The 17,564-nt window shown below is 35.1% G+C and carries 14 protein-coding genes; 2 read left to right on the plus strand and 12 right to left on the minus strand.

The features are described 5' to 3' along the window. Positions 1–123 precede the first annotated feature (123 nt). Positions 124–1,056: a P1 family peptidase gene (locus tag Q0W95_RS05035; RefSeq protein WP_297790535.1), complete on the minus strand. Its 933-nt coding sequence runs from the start codon at positions 1,054–1,056 to the stop codon at positions 124–126. Then, positions 1,056–1,736, minus strand: a complete 681-nt coding sequence (locus tag Q0W95_RS05040) for a hydrolase (RefSeq protein ID WP_297790513.1) — start codon at positions 1,734–1,736, stop codon at positions 1,056–1,058. The genes Q0W95_RS05035 and Q0W95_RS05040 overlap by 1 nt, the downstream gene beginning before the upstream one ends. A 289-nt stretch (positions 1,737–2,025) precedes the next feature. On the opposite strand from Q0W95_RS05040, the gene Q0W95_RS05045 reads away from it, so the two are divergent. After that, the gene (locus tag Q0W95_RS05045) at positions 2,026–3,249 is read left to right on the plus strand and encodes a sortase (RefSeq protein WP_297790514.1); all 1,224 of its coding nucleotides are present in this window, start codon (positions 2,026–2,028) and stop codon (positions 3,247–3,249) included. Positions 3,250–3,427: 178 nt separating this feature from the next. Here Q0W95_RS05045 and treC read toward each other — a convergent pair whose 3' ends face one another. The 5 genes from treC to pflB form a co-directional block, all read right to left on the minus strand. Further along, entirely contained in the window at positions 3,428–5,089 is a 1,662-nt protein-coding gene (gene treC / locus Q0W95_RS05050; RefSeq protein WP_297790515.1) for an alpha,alpha-phosphotrehalase, read from the minus strand. Positions 5,090–5,208: 119 nt separating this feature from the next. Next, a complete protein-coding gene (locus Q0W95_RS05055; protein ID WP_297790516.1) occupies positions 5,209–6,447 on the minus strand; it encodes a hypothetical protein in 1,239 nt (412 codons plus the stop codon). Between the two features lie 181 nt (positions 6,448–6,628). Next, a complete protein-coding gene (locus Q0W95_RS05060) occupies positions 6,629–7,297 on the minus strand; it encodes a Crp/Fnr family transcriptional regulator (RefSeq protein WP_297790517.1) in 669 nt (222 codons plus the stop codon). A gap of 9 nt (positions 7,298–7,306) precedes the next feature. Further along, positions 7,307–8,026, minus strand: coding sequence for a pyruvate formate-lyase-activating protein (gene pflA, locus Q0W95_RS05065; protein ID WP_297790519.1), 720 nt, complete (start codon positions 8,024–8,026; stop codon positions 7,307–7,309). Positions 8,027–8,038: 12 nt separating this feature from the next. Next, positions 8,039–10,285, minus strand: a complete 2,247-nt coding sequence (gene pflB, locus Q0W95_RS05070; protein ID WP_297790521.1) for a formate C-acetyltransferase — start codon at positions 10,283–10,285, stop codon at positions 8,039–8,041. 181 nt (positions 10,286–10,466) lie between these two features. Between pflB and Q0W95_RS05075 the strand changes: the two genes are divergently transcribed. Then, the gene (locus Q0W95_RS05075) at positions 10,467–11,396 is read left to right on the plus strand and encodes a DMT family transporter (protein ID WP_297790523.1); all 930 of its coding nucleotides are present in this window, start codon (positions 10,467–10,469) and stop codon (positions 11,394–11,396) included. A 119-nt stretch (positions 11,397–11,515) separates the two neighbouring features. Here Q0W95_RS05075 and Q0W95_RS05080 read toward each other — a convergent pair whose 3' ends face one another. The 5 genes from Q0W95_RS05080 to Q0W95_RS05100 all read right to left on the minus strand — a co-directional run bounded on the left by Q0W95_RS05080 (position 11,516) and on the right by Q0W95_RS05100 (position 17,361). Next, complete coding sequence (locus Q0W95_RS05080; RefSeq protein ID WP_297790525.1) at positions 11,516–12,076, minus strand: LemA family protein; 561 nt, start codon at positions 12,074–12,076, stop codon at positions 11,516–11,518. A gap of 39 nt (positions 12,077–12,115) precedes the next feature. Then, positions 12,116–13,063: a DUF3137 domain-containing protein gene (locus tag Q0W95_RS05085; RefSeq protein WP_297790527.1), complete on the minus strand. Its 948-nt coding sequence runs from the start codon at positions 13,061–13,063 to the stop codon at positions 12,116–12,118. A gap of 146 nt (positions 13,064–13,209) precedes the next feature. Next, positions 13,210–14,604, minus strand: coding sequence for a beta-Ala-His dipeptidase (pepD, locus tag Q0W95_RS05090; RefSeq protein ID WP_297790529.1), 1,395 nt, complete (start codon positions 14,602–14,604; stop codon positions 13,210–13,212). Then, positions 14,604–15,815: a peptidase T gene (gene pepT / locus Q0W95_RS05095; protein WP_297790531.1), complete on the minus strand. Its 1,212-nt coding sequence runs from the start codon at positions 15,813–15,815 to the stop codon at positions 14,604–14,606. Before pepT ends, pepD begins: the two co-directional genes overlap by 1 nt. Positions 15,816–15,825: 10 nt before the next feature. Next, entirely contained in the window at positions 15,826–17,361 is a 1,536-nt protein-coding gene (locus Q0W95_RS05100; protein WP_297790533.1) for a YfcC family protein, read from the minus strand. Between the last annotated feature and the right edge of the window lie 203 nt (positions 17,362–17,564).

The following is a 17,564-nucleotide window of genomic DNA, read 5'->3' on the forward strand; positions in this document are numbered from 1 at the left end:
ATAGTCTCGTGGGCTCGGAGATGTGTATAAGAGACAGCATTTATTCTTAGCGTATGAATTTTTACTTTGTCTATTTTTAAATAATTCCTATTAGTTAGACGACAAAGAAAAAACTCCTATTAATTAAATAAGAGTTTCATTAGAATAATATATAGCGTTAGCGATTGCCCTGGCCATAACCTTTGCTGCCAAAGCCCCTACTATATTTACATCTGCTTTTATTTTATTTGTAGCTAGTCCAAAGACCGTATCTCCATCAAACATTGTATGGACTGGGTTTATGGCTCTTGCATAACCATCATGGGTCATCTGACATACCTTGGTTAGCCTTGTCTTGTCAAATGTAGCATTAGTTGCTATAAGACCAATAGTTGTATTTTTCCCTTCTACATCTGGAAAACTTCCAGCAATTTCTCCAAGTTTGTCCATGGTTTTTTGGACTTTACCATCAACTATTGGCCCTGCTATTTGCTTGCCTCTTTCATTATCGAAGATATCACCAAAAGCATTAACTGCAACTATAGCTGCCACCTTTAAAGTTCCTAGGCTAAGGGATGCCTGGCCTATACCAGATTTCATAGCCTTATCCATACCCAAGGCCTTACCAACAGTTGCTCCAGTTCCAGCTCCAATTATGCCACATTCTTTATTATCATATCTTGCTTTTTTGTAGGCAAGTTTTGCCATTTTATAATCAGGCCTTGCCTTTGACGATTTATAGGCTAGGTCAAACAAAACTGCCTGACTTACTATGGGGACAATTCCACAACCAACATCAAAACCCTTACCATCTTTTTCAAGTTCTTGCATGATTGCACTTGCAGCATCTAGTCCATAGGCTGAACCACCAGATAAAATAAAAGCATTCACTTCACTTACTTGGTTGATGGGATTAAGAAGGTCTGTTTCTCTTGTTCCAGGAGCTGAACCCCTAACTTCAACTGCACCAGTATTTCCTTCATCTGGTAGTATTAGACTAAGACCTGTTCCGCCCTCAAAATCAGAAGCATGGCCTAGCTTAATTCCCCCTACATCTGTCAAAAAACCTGGGTAAATCAATGTATTTCCTCATTTCTATAAGAATCCATCATAGATCCAAACACTTCCGCACTTGAAGGTGGAGTGTATGATATGGCATTGGCTCCAGCCTTGATTGTTTCTAAAATTTGCTCGCCAGTCTTGCCTCCAGTTGCAATGATTGGAAATTCATCTCCGATATTTTTTCTTATTTCACGAACAAGGTCTGCTGTGTATTTTCCTCCAGATACATTTAGAATCTCTGCTCCAGCTTCAATCTTTCCTATGTAATCATTCTCAAAACTAACCACAGAGGCAATTACGGGAATATCAATAAAATCCGAAATTTCTTTTATATCTTCGTTTGGCATAGGAGAATTTACAACAACCCCATAGGCACCAGCAAGCTCTGCATCAATAGCTATATACTTAGACCTGAGTCCTTGGGTAAGTCCACCACCAACTCCTATAAAACAAGGTACATTTGACACATCGAGAATAGAATTTGTTATTGAATTTTGCGGAGTGTAGGGATAAACTGCCATAACTGAATCAGCATTAGAATTTCTTATAATAGCAAGATCTGTGGTGAAAAGTAGGGATTTTATCCTCTTTTCAAATATCATAATCCCACTGGCCTTGTAAATTTCTTCTGGTACCTTTATAAAAGACTTCCTAAGTTTTGAATGAACTTGAGGAATAAATTTCTTATCCGACATATTAACCTCTCTTACTAATATAATAAATATTGATTTATAGATATATATATTTTACAAGAATTAGATATTTTTACAATGAAATTTCTTTTTTTAGTAGGAAATTGTATTTAACAAACTAAAGATTGATATCAGTAATCATTATTGACAATTAGGTGTTTTTTTATTATAATTAACTTGAACTTAGATGATGATTTTTTAAGGTTAAAGTCATATTTTTTTTAGTTTTGTTATAAGAAAGAATAAATTTTTATGATTTTCTTAAACCATCATCAAAATTCAGGAGGTAATTATGAAAATTAAAAATAAAGTTTCCCTATCCCTAGCACTCTTGCTAGCTCTTAATGTAATCCCACAAATATCTCAAGCAAGCCAAGAAGAACCAGCTAGTACAGGTGAAGTAACAAACGAGCTTACTAATGAAGCACCTCTAAGTGAATCTACTGATAGAAGTGCTGATAGTAAGACAAGTAAGGATGAGGGTGATAAAGTCAATGAATTAAGCCCATCTTCCACCCAATCTTCACCATCTAAAGATGAGCCTAAAGCAGATCCAAATGCAAAAACAGAGGAAGAAAACAAGAAGGATGATTTTTCAAAAAGGGTAGATTCAGCTAAAAAAGACCTAAAAAAATATTTAGAGTCTATGGATGAAACAGCAATTGACAATCCTTCAATTAATTTTGAAAATTCCAGTAGGGAAGAATTAAAGAAAGCTCTTGCCCATGCCAAAGAGCTCTTGGCTGATAATAATATTGATGAAAATAAGTTAAAAGAAATTGAAAAGATACCTTTTAAGAAGGTTAATGGCAAAAAACAAGGTTTATTTAGAGATTTCACCCACAAGGCTCTTGTCGACTTTAAGGTTGAAGGTGATAGAACTAATACCAACCCTCACAATAATAAAAAATATGTAGGTCTTACTAACAACAAGTTCTTCATAAAATCAAAGCTCAAGGGGCTAAAGAAAAGTGGTGAAGATAGCAAGAAATTCATAAAATTAAACTATGTTACCGATGAAGATTATAATGCTACCAAAGTTGATGGTGTTTCTTCATCAACTCCAAAATATAATAAGCAAGAACTTCCAAAGGAAAATTACAAGATTACTGAAGTTGATGGAGGTTATGAAGTAGAAATCCTCAAAATGCCAGAAAATACCAAGTTCATCAAGCCTATAGTTCTTATGAAACTTGCTGATGGAACCTATTTCGAAAATGGCGACCTTGTTTTTGCAAAAAACGAACATACAGATACTTCAAGTATGGCTGGTTCTAGTAGCGAGACTGAAACAAAAGATAAAAAAAATGATAAAAAATCATCAGATAATAAAGATAATAAGAAAGATGATCCAAAAAAAGACTCTCCTAAAAAAGATGGTAATAACCCATCAAATAAAAATAAGATTGCAAAGACAAATGCAAATGTTAAAACAGGTATCACTTCTTTAGGTAGCTTATCAGCTCTTATTGCAAGTTCCCTAGCCCTAGTAGCTAGCAAAAAAAGAAATAAGTAAGTAAACAAACAAACATAGAGGGGCTCTTGCAGAATGAACAAATCGTCCCAATATCATTAGAGGAAGTTCAACGGAATTTTTGCCTCCATAAGACACAGGCACTAATAAAAATTCCTAAGATAAGCTTCTAATGGTGGAAGGATGATTGTTCATAATTTTACAAAAACCCCTTCTTCTCTTAGACTCTCTTTATAAAGGCAAGGCTTTCAAAGGGGGCAAGTTTTATTTTTTTGTCTACTTTTCTATGACCATAATTCCCCAAAAAATAAGTAAACTTTTCGTACTCATCAAGAATTTTCTCAAGGTCAACTTCTACTTCCTTAGCTTGGAAGTTGTTCATGTTGATTAGAACATCTCCCTCATATTCTCTAATATAGGCGAAGATATCTGCGTCATTTTCTAGGATTGGGAAATATAGACCATCCGATATTATATTTTCTTCTTTTCTAAGTTCGATAAGTTTTTTGTAATAATAGTATATTGAGTTTTTATCTTCTAAGGCCTTTTTTATATTTATAGTTTTATAATTTTCATTCACTCCTATCCATGGAGTAGCTGTCGTAAAGCCAGCATTTGCTGACTCGTCCCATTGCATAGGAGTCCTTGAGTTGTCCCTAGATTTTTTCTTTATTATTTTAAGGGCTTCTTCTTCATTTTTTCCATTGGCAAGAAGTTTTTTGTAGGCCTTTAGGCTCTCTATATCCCTGTAATTTTCAATAGAGCTATAAGTAGGATCGGTCATTCCTATCTCTTCTCCTTGGTAGATAAAGGGAGTTCCTCGCATCATGTGAATAGTTTGGGCAAGCATCGTGGCAGTTTGGTAGGGATAGGATTCGACATCACCGAAACGATTGTTGGCTCTTGGTTGGTCATGGTTGTTCCAGAAAAGTGCGTTCCAACCAGCTCCTTCCTGCATTCCCGTCTGCCATTTATTTAAGACTTTTTTTAATTTCTTCATGTCAAATCTTATATCTGTCCACTTGTTTCCATTTTCATAATCTACCTTGAGGTGGTAAAAATTAAAGACCATTGAAAGTTCATCACCTTGGGCAGATGAATATTTGATTGAATTTTCAATATTTGTAGAGCTCATCTCTCCCACAGTTATTAGCTCAGGATTTTTGCCAAAGGTCCTTGAGTTTAATTGCCTTATCCACTTATGAACTATAGGAGTATCAGTATAGAGTTTCTTTTCATCTGACTCAAGTCCTGTAGAATCTTCTAGGCTTTGACTTTTTCCTATTACGTTCAATACATCAAACCTAAATCCACCTACCCCTTTTTCCATCCAAAAGTTTACAATCTTATACATTTCTTCTCGGACATCTGGATTATGCCAGTTAAGGTCTGCTTGAGTTTTGTCAAAAAGACAAAGATAGTATTTCCCTGTATCTCCAAATTTCTCCCACGCTGGCCCTCCAAATTTTGACTGCCAATTCGTTGGAAATCCACCATCTTTCCCTTCTCTTATATAATAAAAGTTTTGGTAATATTCATCTCCTGCAAGGGCCTTGCTAAACCATTCATGCTCTATAGATGTATGGTTTAAAACCATATCAACCATCAACTTGATATCAGCCTTATCCATCTCCCTTATCAAATCATCCAAGTCTTGGTCCCTACCAAATACAGGGTCAACATGGTAATAATCTGCTATATCATATCCATTATCATTTTGAGGCGATACGAAAAATGGATTGAGCCATACCATATCAACTCCTAGGTCTTTAAAGTAGGGGATTTTTTCTTTTATTCCTAAAAGGTCGCCCAAGCCATTTCCATTTGTGTCTTTAAAACTTCTTGGGTAGACTTGGTATATTACTTGTTTTCCTAAATTCATATTTCTCCTAACTAGAAATCTACAATATCTTAAAAATATCTTTTGCCATAATTATAGTCTTATTACTTGACTCCTACAGGTACAGGCATTATATGAGAAAGTTCAGCCGAAATGTCTAGCTATTCTTCCTGTTCCAGAGCCTCTTTTACACTTTCATGAGCCTTTTTTCTCATTTCTTCATTATCAATATGAGATTTTTCTATAAGTTTTTTAAGCTTTTCCCTATCATCCTTGGTGTACTCCAAATTATCGTCGAGTTTTTTTCTCATATAATGGTTTATGGCAAATCTTCTTATATTTTCATATTTTATTGATTTTCTCTCCCTAAAATATGCAAAAACTAAAACGACAAACATTACCATCCCCGCATAGCCAATTAGAGGATAAAAAATCGCCACCAATTTCTTAAAGCCTGCAAAGCTTAGAGCAAAACCAAGAAGAGTAATGCCAACTAGAAGAACCCTAAACCTCTTCTCATCCCCATAGGAAAATCTCCTACTCAAAGCATAGAAGAGAGAAATTGCTGTATTAAAAATCATCCCAAATATCACAAGAGCCATCAAAGTGCCGAGGATTGGATTAATATCTTCTATCACATAGAGCATGGGAATATCTAAGTTTTTAATCTCATCAATTCTAATAAGTAAAGTTAGAACTATGAGGATACCTAGTATTCCTACAAGAAGTCCCCCAACAAGACCTCCTATCCCAGCTTCTCCTGTATTTAACTCATCGCCACCCAAAACGAGAGCCATTGATACAGCAGTCATTATGCACATGCCAAAATAGTTAATCACAGTTAAACTTACACTATCGAAGTTACTTGGCAAGGATTTAGCCAATTGATTTACCGCCTGCCAATCTACTTTGTAATTTGTAAAGGTATAGATACTTGCAAGCAAGGTGAAAATTACAATAAGGGGTGTAAAAGAACCAATCACCTTACTAACCTTGGAAAAATCAAGCATGCCGACTCCGATAATTAAGCCTGTACAAATCACTGCCCCCAACCACCTAGGAGCACCAAAGGCTTGATTGAGGTTGGATCCAGCTCCCGCTATCATTACAAATCCAATAATAAAGCAGGTTAATATTAAAGATATATCCATGAATTTACTTATAAATTTATTAGTTATTTCATCAAACACTTCCGAGTGGTCGTTGGCTAGATAGTGACTACCTAGTTGTAAAAGTAAGCCTCCTATTAGCATATGCAAGATGGCAACAACACCTATCCCAACTATGCCTGATAAGCCTAGGGAAACAAAATATTGCATTAGTTCTTGACCTGATGCAAGACCCGCTCCTGTTAACACACCCACATAGGCAAGCATTATAGTAATTGTTTTTTTATTCATAATTCCTCCGTTTTACCATAATACTTGTTCTACATTCAATTTCAAATATAACTATTTTTATAGACTTGATTATTTTTAATAACATATGAAAAGGAGCCCGTGCATGGTGAATAAATAATCCCATCATTGGAAGAACAATTCAATAATGGAAATTATTTTATCCTAATTATGCACTAGCTCCTTAATTCACAATTTTTCTCAAAGCTTCAATATTTTGTATAAGAATTTCTCCTTTTGGTAGTAGCTTGATTAGTCCTAAATCCTCAAAGTAGGAAAGCTTTCTTGACAAAGTTTCTCTAACAACTCCAGAATAAGAACCAAGCTCTTCTCTAGTGAGGTGTGGTTTTATGAGAAGGTTGCCTTCTTTAGTTTCCTCAACTAGGTCAAGTAGAAGCTTAGCTACTTTCATATCTGCATTTAGACCAACAAGCCTATCAATAAGCTCCTCGCTTCTTCTAATTCTCTTGAAAGATTGCCCCAGTATCTTTATAAGAATCTTATTGTTTTTAATCATAACATTGAAAAAATCGCTTTTGTGAATGTAAATTAGTTTGGTTTTTTTTAAGGCCTTAGCCTCGTATTGGTAGTTTTCGTCAGTTAAGAGGTTGTGAGCTCCAACAAAATCTCCCTTGCTATAGGTATAGAGAACTTGCTCCCTCCCATCTGTAAGGTACATGGAGATTTTAATGAAGCCATCTACAATGATATACATATATTCCGCTTGGTCGTTGTAGCGAAAAATTATCTCGCCTTTTTTGACTTCTTTGATTTCAACTTTGTGGGTGAATTTGTCTAAATCATCATCTGATATATATTCCAAAAGATTTATATTGTAAAACTCTTTTCTCATAGCCACTCCTTAGCAAGATTTTAGCATAAAGTTGGCATAAGATTCAAGCTCTTTTGCTAGGTTCTTATCCATTTGTGGCATGTTTTTTAAGGGATAGTTCCTCTTCATCTTTTTATATTTATCGACTCCGAGGGTGTGGTAGGGTAGGATTTCTATTTTGTCGATATTTTTTTTAAGGGGTTTTAAAAACTCAACCAATTTTTCCATATCTTTTCTAGTATCAGTAACGCTTGGCATCATAACGTGTCTTATCCAGACTCTTGTGTTTGTTTTTGATATTTGATACATGAATTCTAGCAAGAGGTCTTGATCAACCTTGGTTATTTTTTTAAACATTACTGGATCATAATGTTTGATATCGAGCAAGAAAAGGTCAGCTTTCTCGGCAATTTGTGGATAGTAAATCCTATCTCCTACTCCTGATGTATCTACAGTTACATGGATTTTTTCCTTATGAAGAGCATCAATCGTTTCTAAGAGAAATTTCCCATCATTCATAGGCTCTCCACCAGAAATTGTTACCCCACCACCGTTTTTGTAGTAGGGTTTCATTCTCTTGGCTCTTTTTACAAGTTCATCAACACTTATATCTTTTCCAAAATTTGGGCTTTGAGTATCTGGATTATGGCAAAATACACACCTAAGGGGACATCCAGAAAGAAAGAACACAGTCCTTATCCCTGGACCATCAACAAGACCCATAGTCTCTATTGAATGTAATTTTGCCATAATCTCTCCTATCTAAGCAAAACCATGGAAGGTTCTTTGGAGAACTTCTCTCTTTTGCTCATCGCTTAATCTATTGAAATGAACTGCATATCCTGAAACTCTTATGGTTAGGTTAGGATATTTTTCTGGATGGTGGTAGGCATCTAGCAATTTTTCCCTTTGAAGTACGTTAACATTTAGGTGGAAGGCATCTTGACCAAAATAACCATCCATAATATTTACTAGGTTGTCAATCCTTACTTCCTTCTCCTTACCAAGAGCATCTGGAACTATGGTAAAGGTGTTTGAAATTCCGTCTTCGCATACACATTCGTAAGGAAGTTTAGCCACTGAATTGAGTGATGCCAAGGCTCCGTTTTCATCTCTACCATGCATTGGGTTGGCACCAGGTGCAAATGGCTCTCCTGCCCTTCTTCCATCAGGAGTTGTTCCTGTCTTTTTGCCATACATTACATTTGATGTAATAGTTAGAGCTGATAGAGTTATTTTTGCATTCTTGTAGGTCTTGTGTTTTTTAAGCTCATTAGAGAAATAGGTTAGGATTTCTACTGCTATTTCATCAACCCTATCATCATCATTACCATACTTAGGGAAGTCGCCTTCTCTTTCAAAGTCGATGGCAAGGCCTTCTTCATTTCTAATTGCTTTAACTTTGGCGTATTTTATTGCTGAAAGTGAGTCAGCTGCAATTGATAATCCTGCTACCCCTGTTGCTAGATTTCTCTTAACTTCTGTGTCGTGAAGAGCCATTTGTCCTGCTTCGTAGGCATACTTATCGTGCATGAAGTGGATTACATTTAGGGTGTTTACATAAAGAGCTGCAACCTTAGCTAAAACTTTTTTGTAGTTTGCCATAACCTTGTCATAATCAAGAATTTCATCTGTGATTTTCTCTACACCGTCAAATACCTTAATTGAACTTCCATCTTTATTTTTCTTCTTTTCATCAACTGCCCCATTAATAGCATAGAGCAAGGACTTGGCAAGGTTAGTTCTTGCACCGAAAAATTGCATTTCCTTGCCTACTTCCATAGCTGATACACAACAAGCTATTGCGTAATCATCTCCATACATATTTCTCATCAAATCATCATTTTCATATTGGATTGAGTCAGTTTTGATAGAAATTTTTGAGCAGAATTTCTTCCATGCTTCTGGAAGTTTGTCAGCCCATAGGATTGTCATATTTGGTTCTGGTGCTGAACCTAAGTTTATTAATGTATGAAGGAATCTGAAGGCAGTTTTTGTTACTAGGGTTCTTCCGTCAAGTCCCATACCTCCAATCGATTCAGTTACCCATGTTGGATCCCCACCAAAAACTTCATCATATTCTGGTGTACGAAGGTGTCTTACAAGTCTTAGCTTAATAACAAGTTGATCAATTAGCTCTTGGGCATGGGCTTCATCAAGAAGTCCATTTTCCAAATCTCTTTGGATATAGATATCAAGAAAGCTTGTATTTCTACCAAAGCTCATTGCGGCTCCATTGTTTTCCTTTACTGCTGCAAGATATCCAAGATATAGGAATTGAACTGCTTCTGTTGCATTTGTAGCTGGTTTTGAAATATCTATTCCATATTTGTAAGCCATATTTTTAATCTTGCCCAAGGCTCTGATTTGCTCGCTAACCTCTTCCCTGAGTCTTATGGTTTTTTCAAGATTTTCTTCATCAATTTCAATCTTATCTAGGTCTTTTTTCTTTTCTTCAACTAACCTATCAATTCCGTATAGAGCAATCCTTCTATAATCTCCAATTATCCTACCACGTCCATAGGCATCTGGCAGACCAGTTAAAAGACCAACAGTCCTAGCAGTTCTCATGTCCTTTGTATAGGCATCGAAGACTCCCTCATTATGAGTTTTCCTAAATTCCTTGAAAGTTTTCTCCAAAGTAGGATCCATCTTTTGACCATAAGCCTCTAGTGATTGTTCCACCATCCTATAACCACCATAAGGATTAACAATTCTCTTTAAAACTTCATCTGTCTGTAGACCAAAGATAACCTCATTATCCTTATCAATGTAGCCAGCATCGTAGCCATCTATAGATGAAAACCTTGATGTATCAGCATTTCTATAATTTTCAATTATTTCCTTGTTGATTAATCCTTCAACCTCTGACCAAAGTTTCTCAGTTTTTTCAGTAACACCTTCCAAGAAAGAATCATCTCCCTCGTAAGGTTTATAGTTTGCTTGGATAAAATCACGAACGTTGATTTCTTCCTTCCATTTGCTACCTTTAAATCCTGTATATGTCATAAAATTCTCCTTATTTTTCTAATCTAGCTTCATTATAATAGGAAAACTTTTGTCTGTATGTGACCTAAGTCACAAAAGATAGTTTTTTCGGGTATAATTTATTATTGTTGAGTATATTTCATAAAAAAATCCTAATAATTTTTGAAAAATTAATCATATTCGAGAAATAAATGGAGTAATAATGAACAAATTAGAAAATGCAAAAAATATACCTAGCCTAGCAAAAATTGGCCTCTTTATTACAGCTATCCTCTGGGGTTCATCGCTAACTGTTGTCAAGCAAGCATCTCAAACTTTCCAACCCAACTTTATCTTGATGGTTAGATTCGGTCTTTCATCTCTTATCCTAGCCCTTATTTTTAACAAAAACCTTAAAAGGGCAAGCAAAAAGGATGTTAAAACTGGTCTTATAATTGGAATTTTCCTTTTTCTAGCCTACTCTTCCCAAACACTAGGCGTTACTTATGCTGCCCCTGGCAGGAGTGCTTTTCTATCTGCCTCTTATTGCGTAATAGTTCCCTTTATGGCTTGGCTATTTACAAGGGTAAGACCTGATAAATACAATATACTTGCCGCGCTGATTGCAGTAGGAGGTATTTATTTCATTTCAAAATCATCTATAGATGGAGCTAACTCAACCTTTGTTGGTAAGCAGAAAATATTAGGTGATGGACTCGCTCTCTTGAGTGGCTTCTTATTTGCTAGCCACATAGTTTGTGTTAGCATCTTTGCTAAGGACAAGGATCCAATCCTTATGACCATCTTTCAATTTGCCTCTGCTACAGGGCTAGCTGGCCTTGTAAGTTTTGCTATGGAAGATAATTCTAATATACTAATCCCTTCTTGGAGGCCTATTCTTGAGCTCGGCTACTTGGCGATATTTTGTACGACAATAGCTCTTCTCCTCCAAAATATAGGTCAAAAATACACTGACGAATCGTCAGCCTCCATCATTTTAGGTTTTGAATCAGTATTTGGTATTCTAATTCCTGTTATGCTCGGCATAGAAAAACTTACTACAAATTCACTTATAGGGTTCGTGATGATTTTTGTAGCTATACTTATTTCCGAAACAAAATTATCCTTCCTCAAAAAATATAGGCTTTTTTAGACTTATATCAATATTTTGAAGGCTAATAGGATTTATATAATTTTCATCACTTTATGGTTTATCTCAATTAAATAAGTCTCAATGAAAAAATGCTGGTTTGGCCAGCATTTTAAAGTAAGTTAAATTTCATAATCAAAATCATCAATATCTCTTTTATTTTCTAGCTTATCTTCCCTAAGAAAATCTATCTTCTTCATAGACTTAATATTTGCCACAATAGATATTGGAAAAGTGACTATGTCTTGGTTATAAATACTTATATTATTGTTCACTATCCTTTTGGCTGCGGCTAATTGTTCATTTTCTTCATCAATCTCTTTTTGCAAATTAACAAATTCTTCGGAGGATCTTAGGTCTGGGTAGGCTTCAGCTAATGCAAAAATCTCATACAAAGCCTTATCTTGATTTTTTATTGTCTTATTGAAATCATTGACCCTATGAGTTTCTCTTGAATTAGCTAGATTCTCAAAAGTATCCTTCTCATATTTAGCATAGGATTTGGCAACCCTTAGCATCTGACATATAGTGTCATATCTTTTTCCTAGAGATATATCTACATTTTTCTTTGACTCATCAATAATTATCTTAAACTTATTTAATCTATTTGATGTCTTAATAAAATAGATTGCTACTAGCAAGATGATAAAAGGGACAAAAAATATACTAGTAAATTTTTTCATATAAATTCTCCATTAAATAACCATCATATAAAGTTGAAATCATAATTTCTCTCTTATTCTTTCAACTAGTTCATAAAAATCTGCCAACTTAACCCTAACTTTTTCATATTCCCCAGCTATGGAAAGACTATCCACATCTGATTTTAATCTTGGAAGTGGAAATAAAAATCCACCAGAATCAAAGGCAATAATTAATTGATTTTCATCCATATACAAGCAAACTTTCATTTTTTCTCTCCAAGTATTTAGGATGTTTATTATAGTTGGATCTAGGATAAGCCTCGTATTAAAATCGTCTGTGGCAAATATTGAGTAATCCTCATTAAACTTAATTGATTCAGTTGTAATTTCCCTCTCATTTTCACGAATTTTTCCATAAGCCCTGTAATTCTTAGAACCTAGAATACTTTTTTCAGTACTTGGAATAATTCTAATATGACCCTTGACATTTGTACTTAAATTAATCTGAAAAACCTGCCCAGTAAAATCGACTTTATGAATAGTCTTACCCTTGTTATCTCTAGTAACAAACAGAGCAGTCATATTTGAAAACTCAGTTTTGTAAGAATCAGCAAATATTATATGACAATTGGAATTATATTTATCAGATCCTGGCAAGATTAGCTCAAAAACATCTAAAGCTAAACCTTCATTGTAAAGCAATTTTGTTTCTGGAAAAACCTCTTCTAAGATAGGTCTTAGAAAATTCTCGGCGTAGTCTTCGCTGATATCAACTTCTTCCTTGTTTCTTGGAGCAAAAAGATTTGTATACAAAACTAGGACAATAGGCAAAAAATAATAGTAGCGAGTGTTAAGAACCAACAAGGCAAGCAAAATTCCTGGCACTAGCCTAAGGTCTATTAGGTTGGGAATATTATTCTTCATCTTACTTTTAACACTAACAAGCTTTTTCTGCATCTCTTGTGATTGTTCAAGATTTCTAATCCTCGTAGTTATTTCTGGTTTCGTAAAATTATTTTGATACATTAATAACCTCCCTTCATCAAAGTAACTCATTATATATTTATCATAAAATATAAATTTTAGCAATTATTTTAAAATAAAAAACCACCAATGCCAGTAAGATATGGACCTTGGTGGTAAATTCTTCGTATTTATTTTTATGGTTATTTTCACCTGATATTTTCTAAGAGAACTTTGATATACTTGTAAACTCTTTCCACTGATTCTACATCAACTTTTTCTTCTATGGAATGAGCTCCACTTATGTCTGGACCAATAGAGATTATGTCCATATTTGGATACTTTTCAAATATTGCTCCACATTCTAGACCTGCGTGGATTACTATTGTTTCAAAATCTTTACCCGATACTTGCTTATATATTTTCTGGGCAAGGGGTCTTAGTTTTGAATCTTTGTTATATTCCCAGCCAGGGTATCTTGAAGCAATTTTGTAGGAAAAGTCATTATCCTCTAAGACTTTAGTAATTTTCTTTGTGAGATCATCTAGCTTGTCATGGTTGGATGAACGAAGGGAAATTTCGCATAAGATTCTTCCTCCCTTATCCTTTATAAAGGCGAGATTATTTGAAGATTCTACAGTATATCCATCTTCCATAAAGGAATTAACTCCTGTAGGAAGATTATTTATAAGTTTGATTAGTCTCCTACTTAAATCCTTACTATAAGAAAGACCCTTTGCTTCTGCAATTTCAATCTTCAATTGACCCAAAAGATTTTGATGCTTATCTAATATTTCCATCTTTCTTTTTTCAAGGTCTCCGATATCAATACCAAAGACTTTTACTCTTCCTTCTGATGGAATCACATTATCAAGACTTCCAGAATAAAATTCTCCTATGCTAAGGTCAAATCCATCTAGCAATTCCCCTAAAATTTTTACTGCATTTCCCCTAGGTTCGTTAATCTGCATACCTGAATGCCCGCCCAAGAGTCCACTAACTTTAATTTGATATCCGAAATTTTCTTCTTGCTTTCCGATTTCCTCATCTACAAAGATAGTTAGCCCACCAGCCGAGCCTACTGTAAGTACTCCCTCTTCTTCCGAATCGATATTGATGAGGTAATTTCCTTCGAGAATATTTTCTCCTAGATTGAGTGCCCCAGCCATACTGGTTTCTTCTTCGGTTGTTACAAGAAGCTCAAGACTTGGCCCCTTGTAATTTTTATCTTCCATAAGGGCTAAACCCATTGCAACAGCTATGCCATTATCAGCCCCAAGACTTGTTCCTTTAGCCTTTAAAAACTTGCCAGATATTTCTGGAATAAGTGGATCTTTAGTAAAATCATGGTCTGAACCTTCTTCCTTGGCTGCCACCATATCCATGTGTCCTTGGATGGTAACCTTAGGTGCCTTTTCATAACCTATACTTGCCTTTCTGCTGATGATTACATTTAGCGATTCATCTTGGTAGGTCTTTAGTCCAAGCTCCTTGCCCGTAGCCACTAGAAAATCAGATACTTGCTTTTCATGACCACTAGGTCTAGGAATTTTCATCAACTTATCAAAATAATAAAAAACTCTATCTGGCTTTAGATTTTCCATTATTTTACTCCCTTGGCATTGTTAATGATGATATTTTTAATAACATTAAATGATTTTTCCATTATGTCAACATCTAAGATTTCATATCTTCCATGGAAATTATATCCACCTGTGAAAAGATTTGGTGTAGGAAGTCCCCTGTGTGAAAGAGTAGCTCCGTCAGTACCCCCTCTTATAGGTTTTACTATTGGAGTGAGTCCTTCTTCTTCTATGGCTTTTTTGGCAAGGTCGATTATTTCCATATGAGGTTCTACCTTCTCCTTCATGTTGTAGTAGGAATCCTTAATTTCTAGTTTAATTATTTGACCATATTTTTTGTTCAAGAAATCTACCGCTTCTTTAATTAGATCCTTCTTAGCTTGGAAAGTTTCCTTAAAGAAGTCTCTGATTATATAAACCATATCAATCTCTGCAGATGTTCCATTAATCTCATCTAGCATATAAAAACCCTCATAGCCCTCAGAATATTCTGGTCTTTGATTTACTGGAAGCATTTGATTTAGCTCTTGACCAACTAGGATAGCATTTATAAGAACATTCTTGGCTGAACCTGGATGAACTGCTTTTCCCTCAACATGGATGGTAGCTGTAGCTGCATTAAAGTTTTCATACTCAAGCTCAGCAAGTGGACCTCCATCTATAGTATAGGCAAAGTCAGCCCCAAATTTTTCTATATCAAATAGGCTAGCACCTCTCCCAATTTCCTCATCAGGTGTAAAACCTATTTTGATATCTCCAAAAGCAAGATTCCTATTGTTTACAAAAAATTCTGCAATAGACATTATTATAGCAAGACCCGCCTTATCATCTGCTCCAAGAAGGGTCGTTCCGTCTGTTGTAACAAGCTTATGACCTAGCAAATCTTTAAGGAAAGGAAAATCTTCCTCAGTCAATTTGTATTTATCATTAAGGACAATATCTCCTCCTTCATAACTTTCGACAATCTGTGGCTTAACGCCAGCACCAGTCAACTCAAGAGCTGTATCCATGTGTGAAATAAGACCTATTTTGGGAGCATCTTTCACAGTTCCTTCAATTGATGCATAAACATAACCATGCTCATCACAAGTAGCATTTGTTATGCCCATCTCCTTTAGTTCATCTACCAAAATCTTTGCCAAATCAAGCTGACCTGGTGTTGATGGGCAACAATCTTTTTTATCATCACTTTGTGTATCCACACTAATATATCTCAAAAACTTATCTAACATTATTCCTCCTTTAGAATATCGTCTGTATTCCTAGCATAACTATTGCCAATATTAATAATATACCCATAAGTGGAACAATAAACTTAACCCACTTATTATATGATACATCAACCATCTCAAGTGTAGCTAAAATTAACCCTGTTGGGGCTATAATAGCCATCCGGCCTTGGCCATAATTGTAAGCAGAAACTACAACATCTCTACCTAGGGAAACTGTATCTGCTAGAGGGGCAATAATAGGCATTGACAAAGTTGCTAGTCCAGATGATGATGGTATAAATATACCCAAGAAAGAGAATAAAATCATCTGTACACTTGAGAATAATACACCATTCATGCCACTAATTATATTAGATGCTTGGTAAAGCATGGTGTCAGAAATCATTCCATCGTCTAAGATTATATTAATACCTCTTGCAACACCTACGATTAGGGCTACAGAAACAAGATCACTTGCTCCATCGAGAAAAGCACTAACCGCATCTCCTTCTGGAAGTCCTGATAGGAACAGTAAGGCGATACCAACTATTAAAAATAGAGTTGACATTTCCTCAAACCACCACTCAAGATTCATAACCCCATAAATCATAATTGGAAAAGCTGCCATAAAAACAACAAGCATGGTTATCCTTCTAAAGTTAAAAGGAGCTACATTATCAGGATCATAGCCTTCTAGGTATTGCTTATTTATCCTAGGCATATCCTCGGCAATAATTGAAGCTTCTGGATCTTTTTTAACCTTCTTTGCATACCTATAAATATACCAAAGAGTAATAATTTGGGCTAAAACTAGGCTTATGATCCTAAAAGTTAATCCATCTTTAAAACTTATACCAGCAGCGTTTGAAGCAACTACTACAGAAAAGGCATTTGTTGTTGAAAACATAGTTCCTATAGCTGAACCCATATAAATTGCAGCAATAGTTACTATAGCATCAAAACCAGATGCTAGAAAAATTGGCATAAGGATAGGATAGAAGGCAATTGTTTCTTCAGCCAAACCGAAGGTTGTACCACCTAGGGCTATGATGCTTGAAATAATTGCTACCATAAGGAATTCTTTTCCCTTAGTTTTCTTAGAAAGAGCAGCAATTCCCGCATCGAAAGTACCTGTCTTATTCAAAACTCCTATACATCCACCAAGAATCAATACAAAAACAATTATCCCTATACAATCTGCTATACCATCAATTGGAGCCCTAGCAACTTTCATAAAACCTTGGGGTTGTTGGTCAAGCTTGTGGTAGGAACCAGGAATAGCTACTGGTTTTTTAATATCCTCATTCACAAAACTTTTTAAAGGAACAGTAATTTTTAAATCATCTAAGACCTTTTGGCTTGCTTCTAAGCTCGTTTCTGTACCATCTGAATTAACCCTCAAAAAGGAATTCGTTTCCTTGTTATATTGAAGTCGATCATAGGAACCTGCGGGAACTACATAAGTTAAAATCGCCGCAAAAACTAACACGATAAATAACACTGAAAAGGCTGATGGGAACTTACGCTCTTTTTTCTCCTTATCATTCTTATTTAATAAATTACTCATAATATCCTCCTTGACAAAAATTTATCTACTTGTTATCAATTTACCCTACGAGAAAACAATTGCAAATTGCACACTTTCAAAGACTTATAATGAATTTTATTAATTTATATTTATGCAATTATATATTAATAAACATTATTTTCATTTCATTTTTACTAGTTATTGCTACCTTATATTCTAAAAACACATGTTGTTAGTAACAT

Origin of the sequence: uncultured Anaerococcus sp. (assembly GCF_947253225.1) — a bacterium.
Lineage (GTDB): Bacteria > Bacillota > Clostridia > Tissierellales > Peptoniphilaceae > Anaerococcus.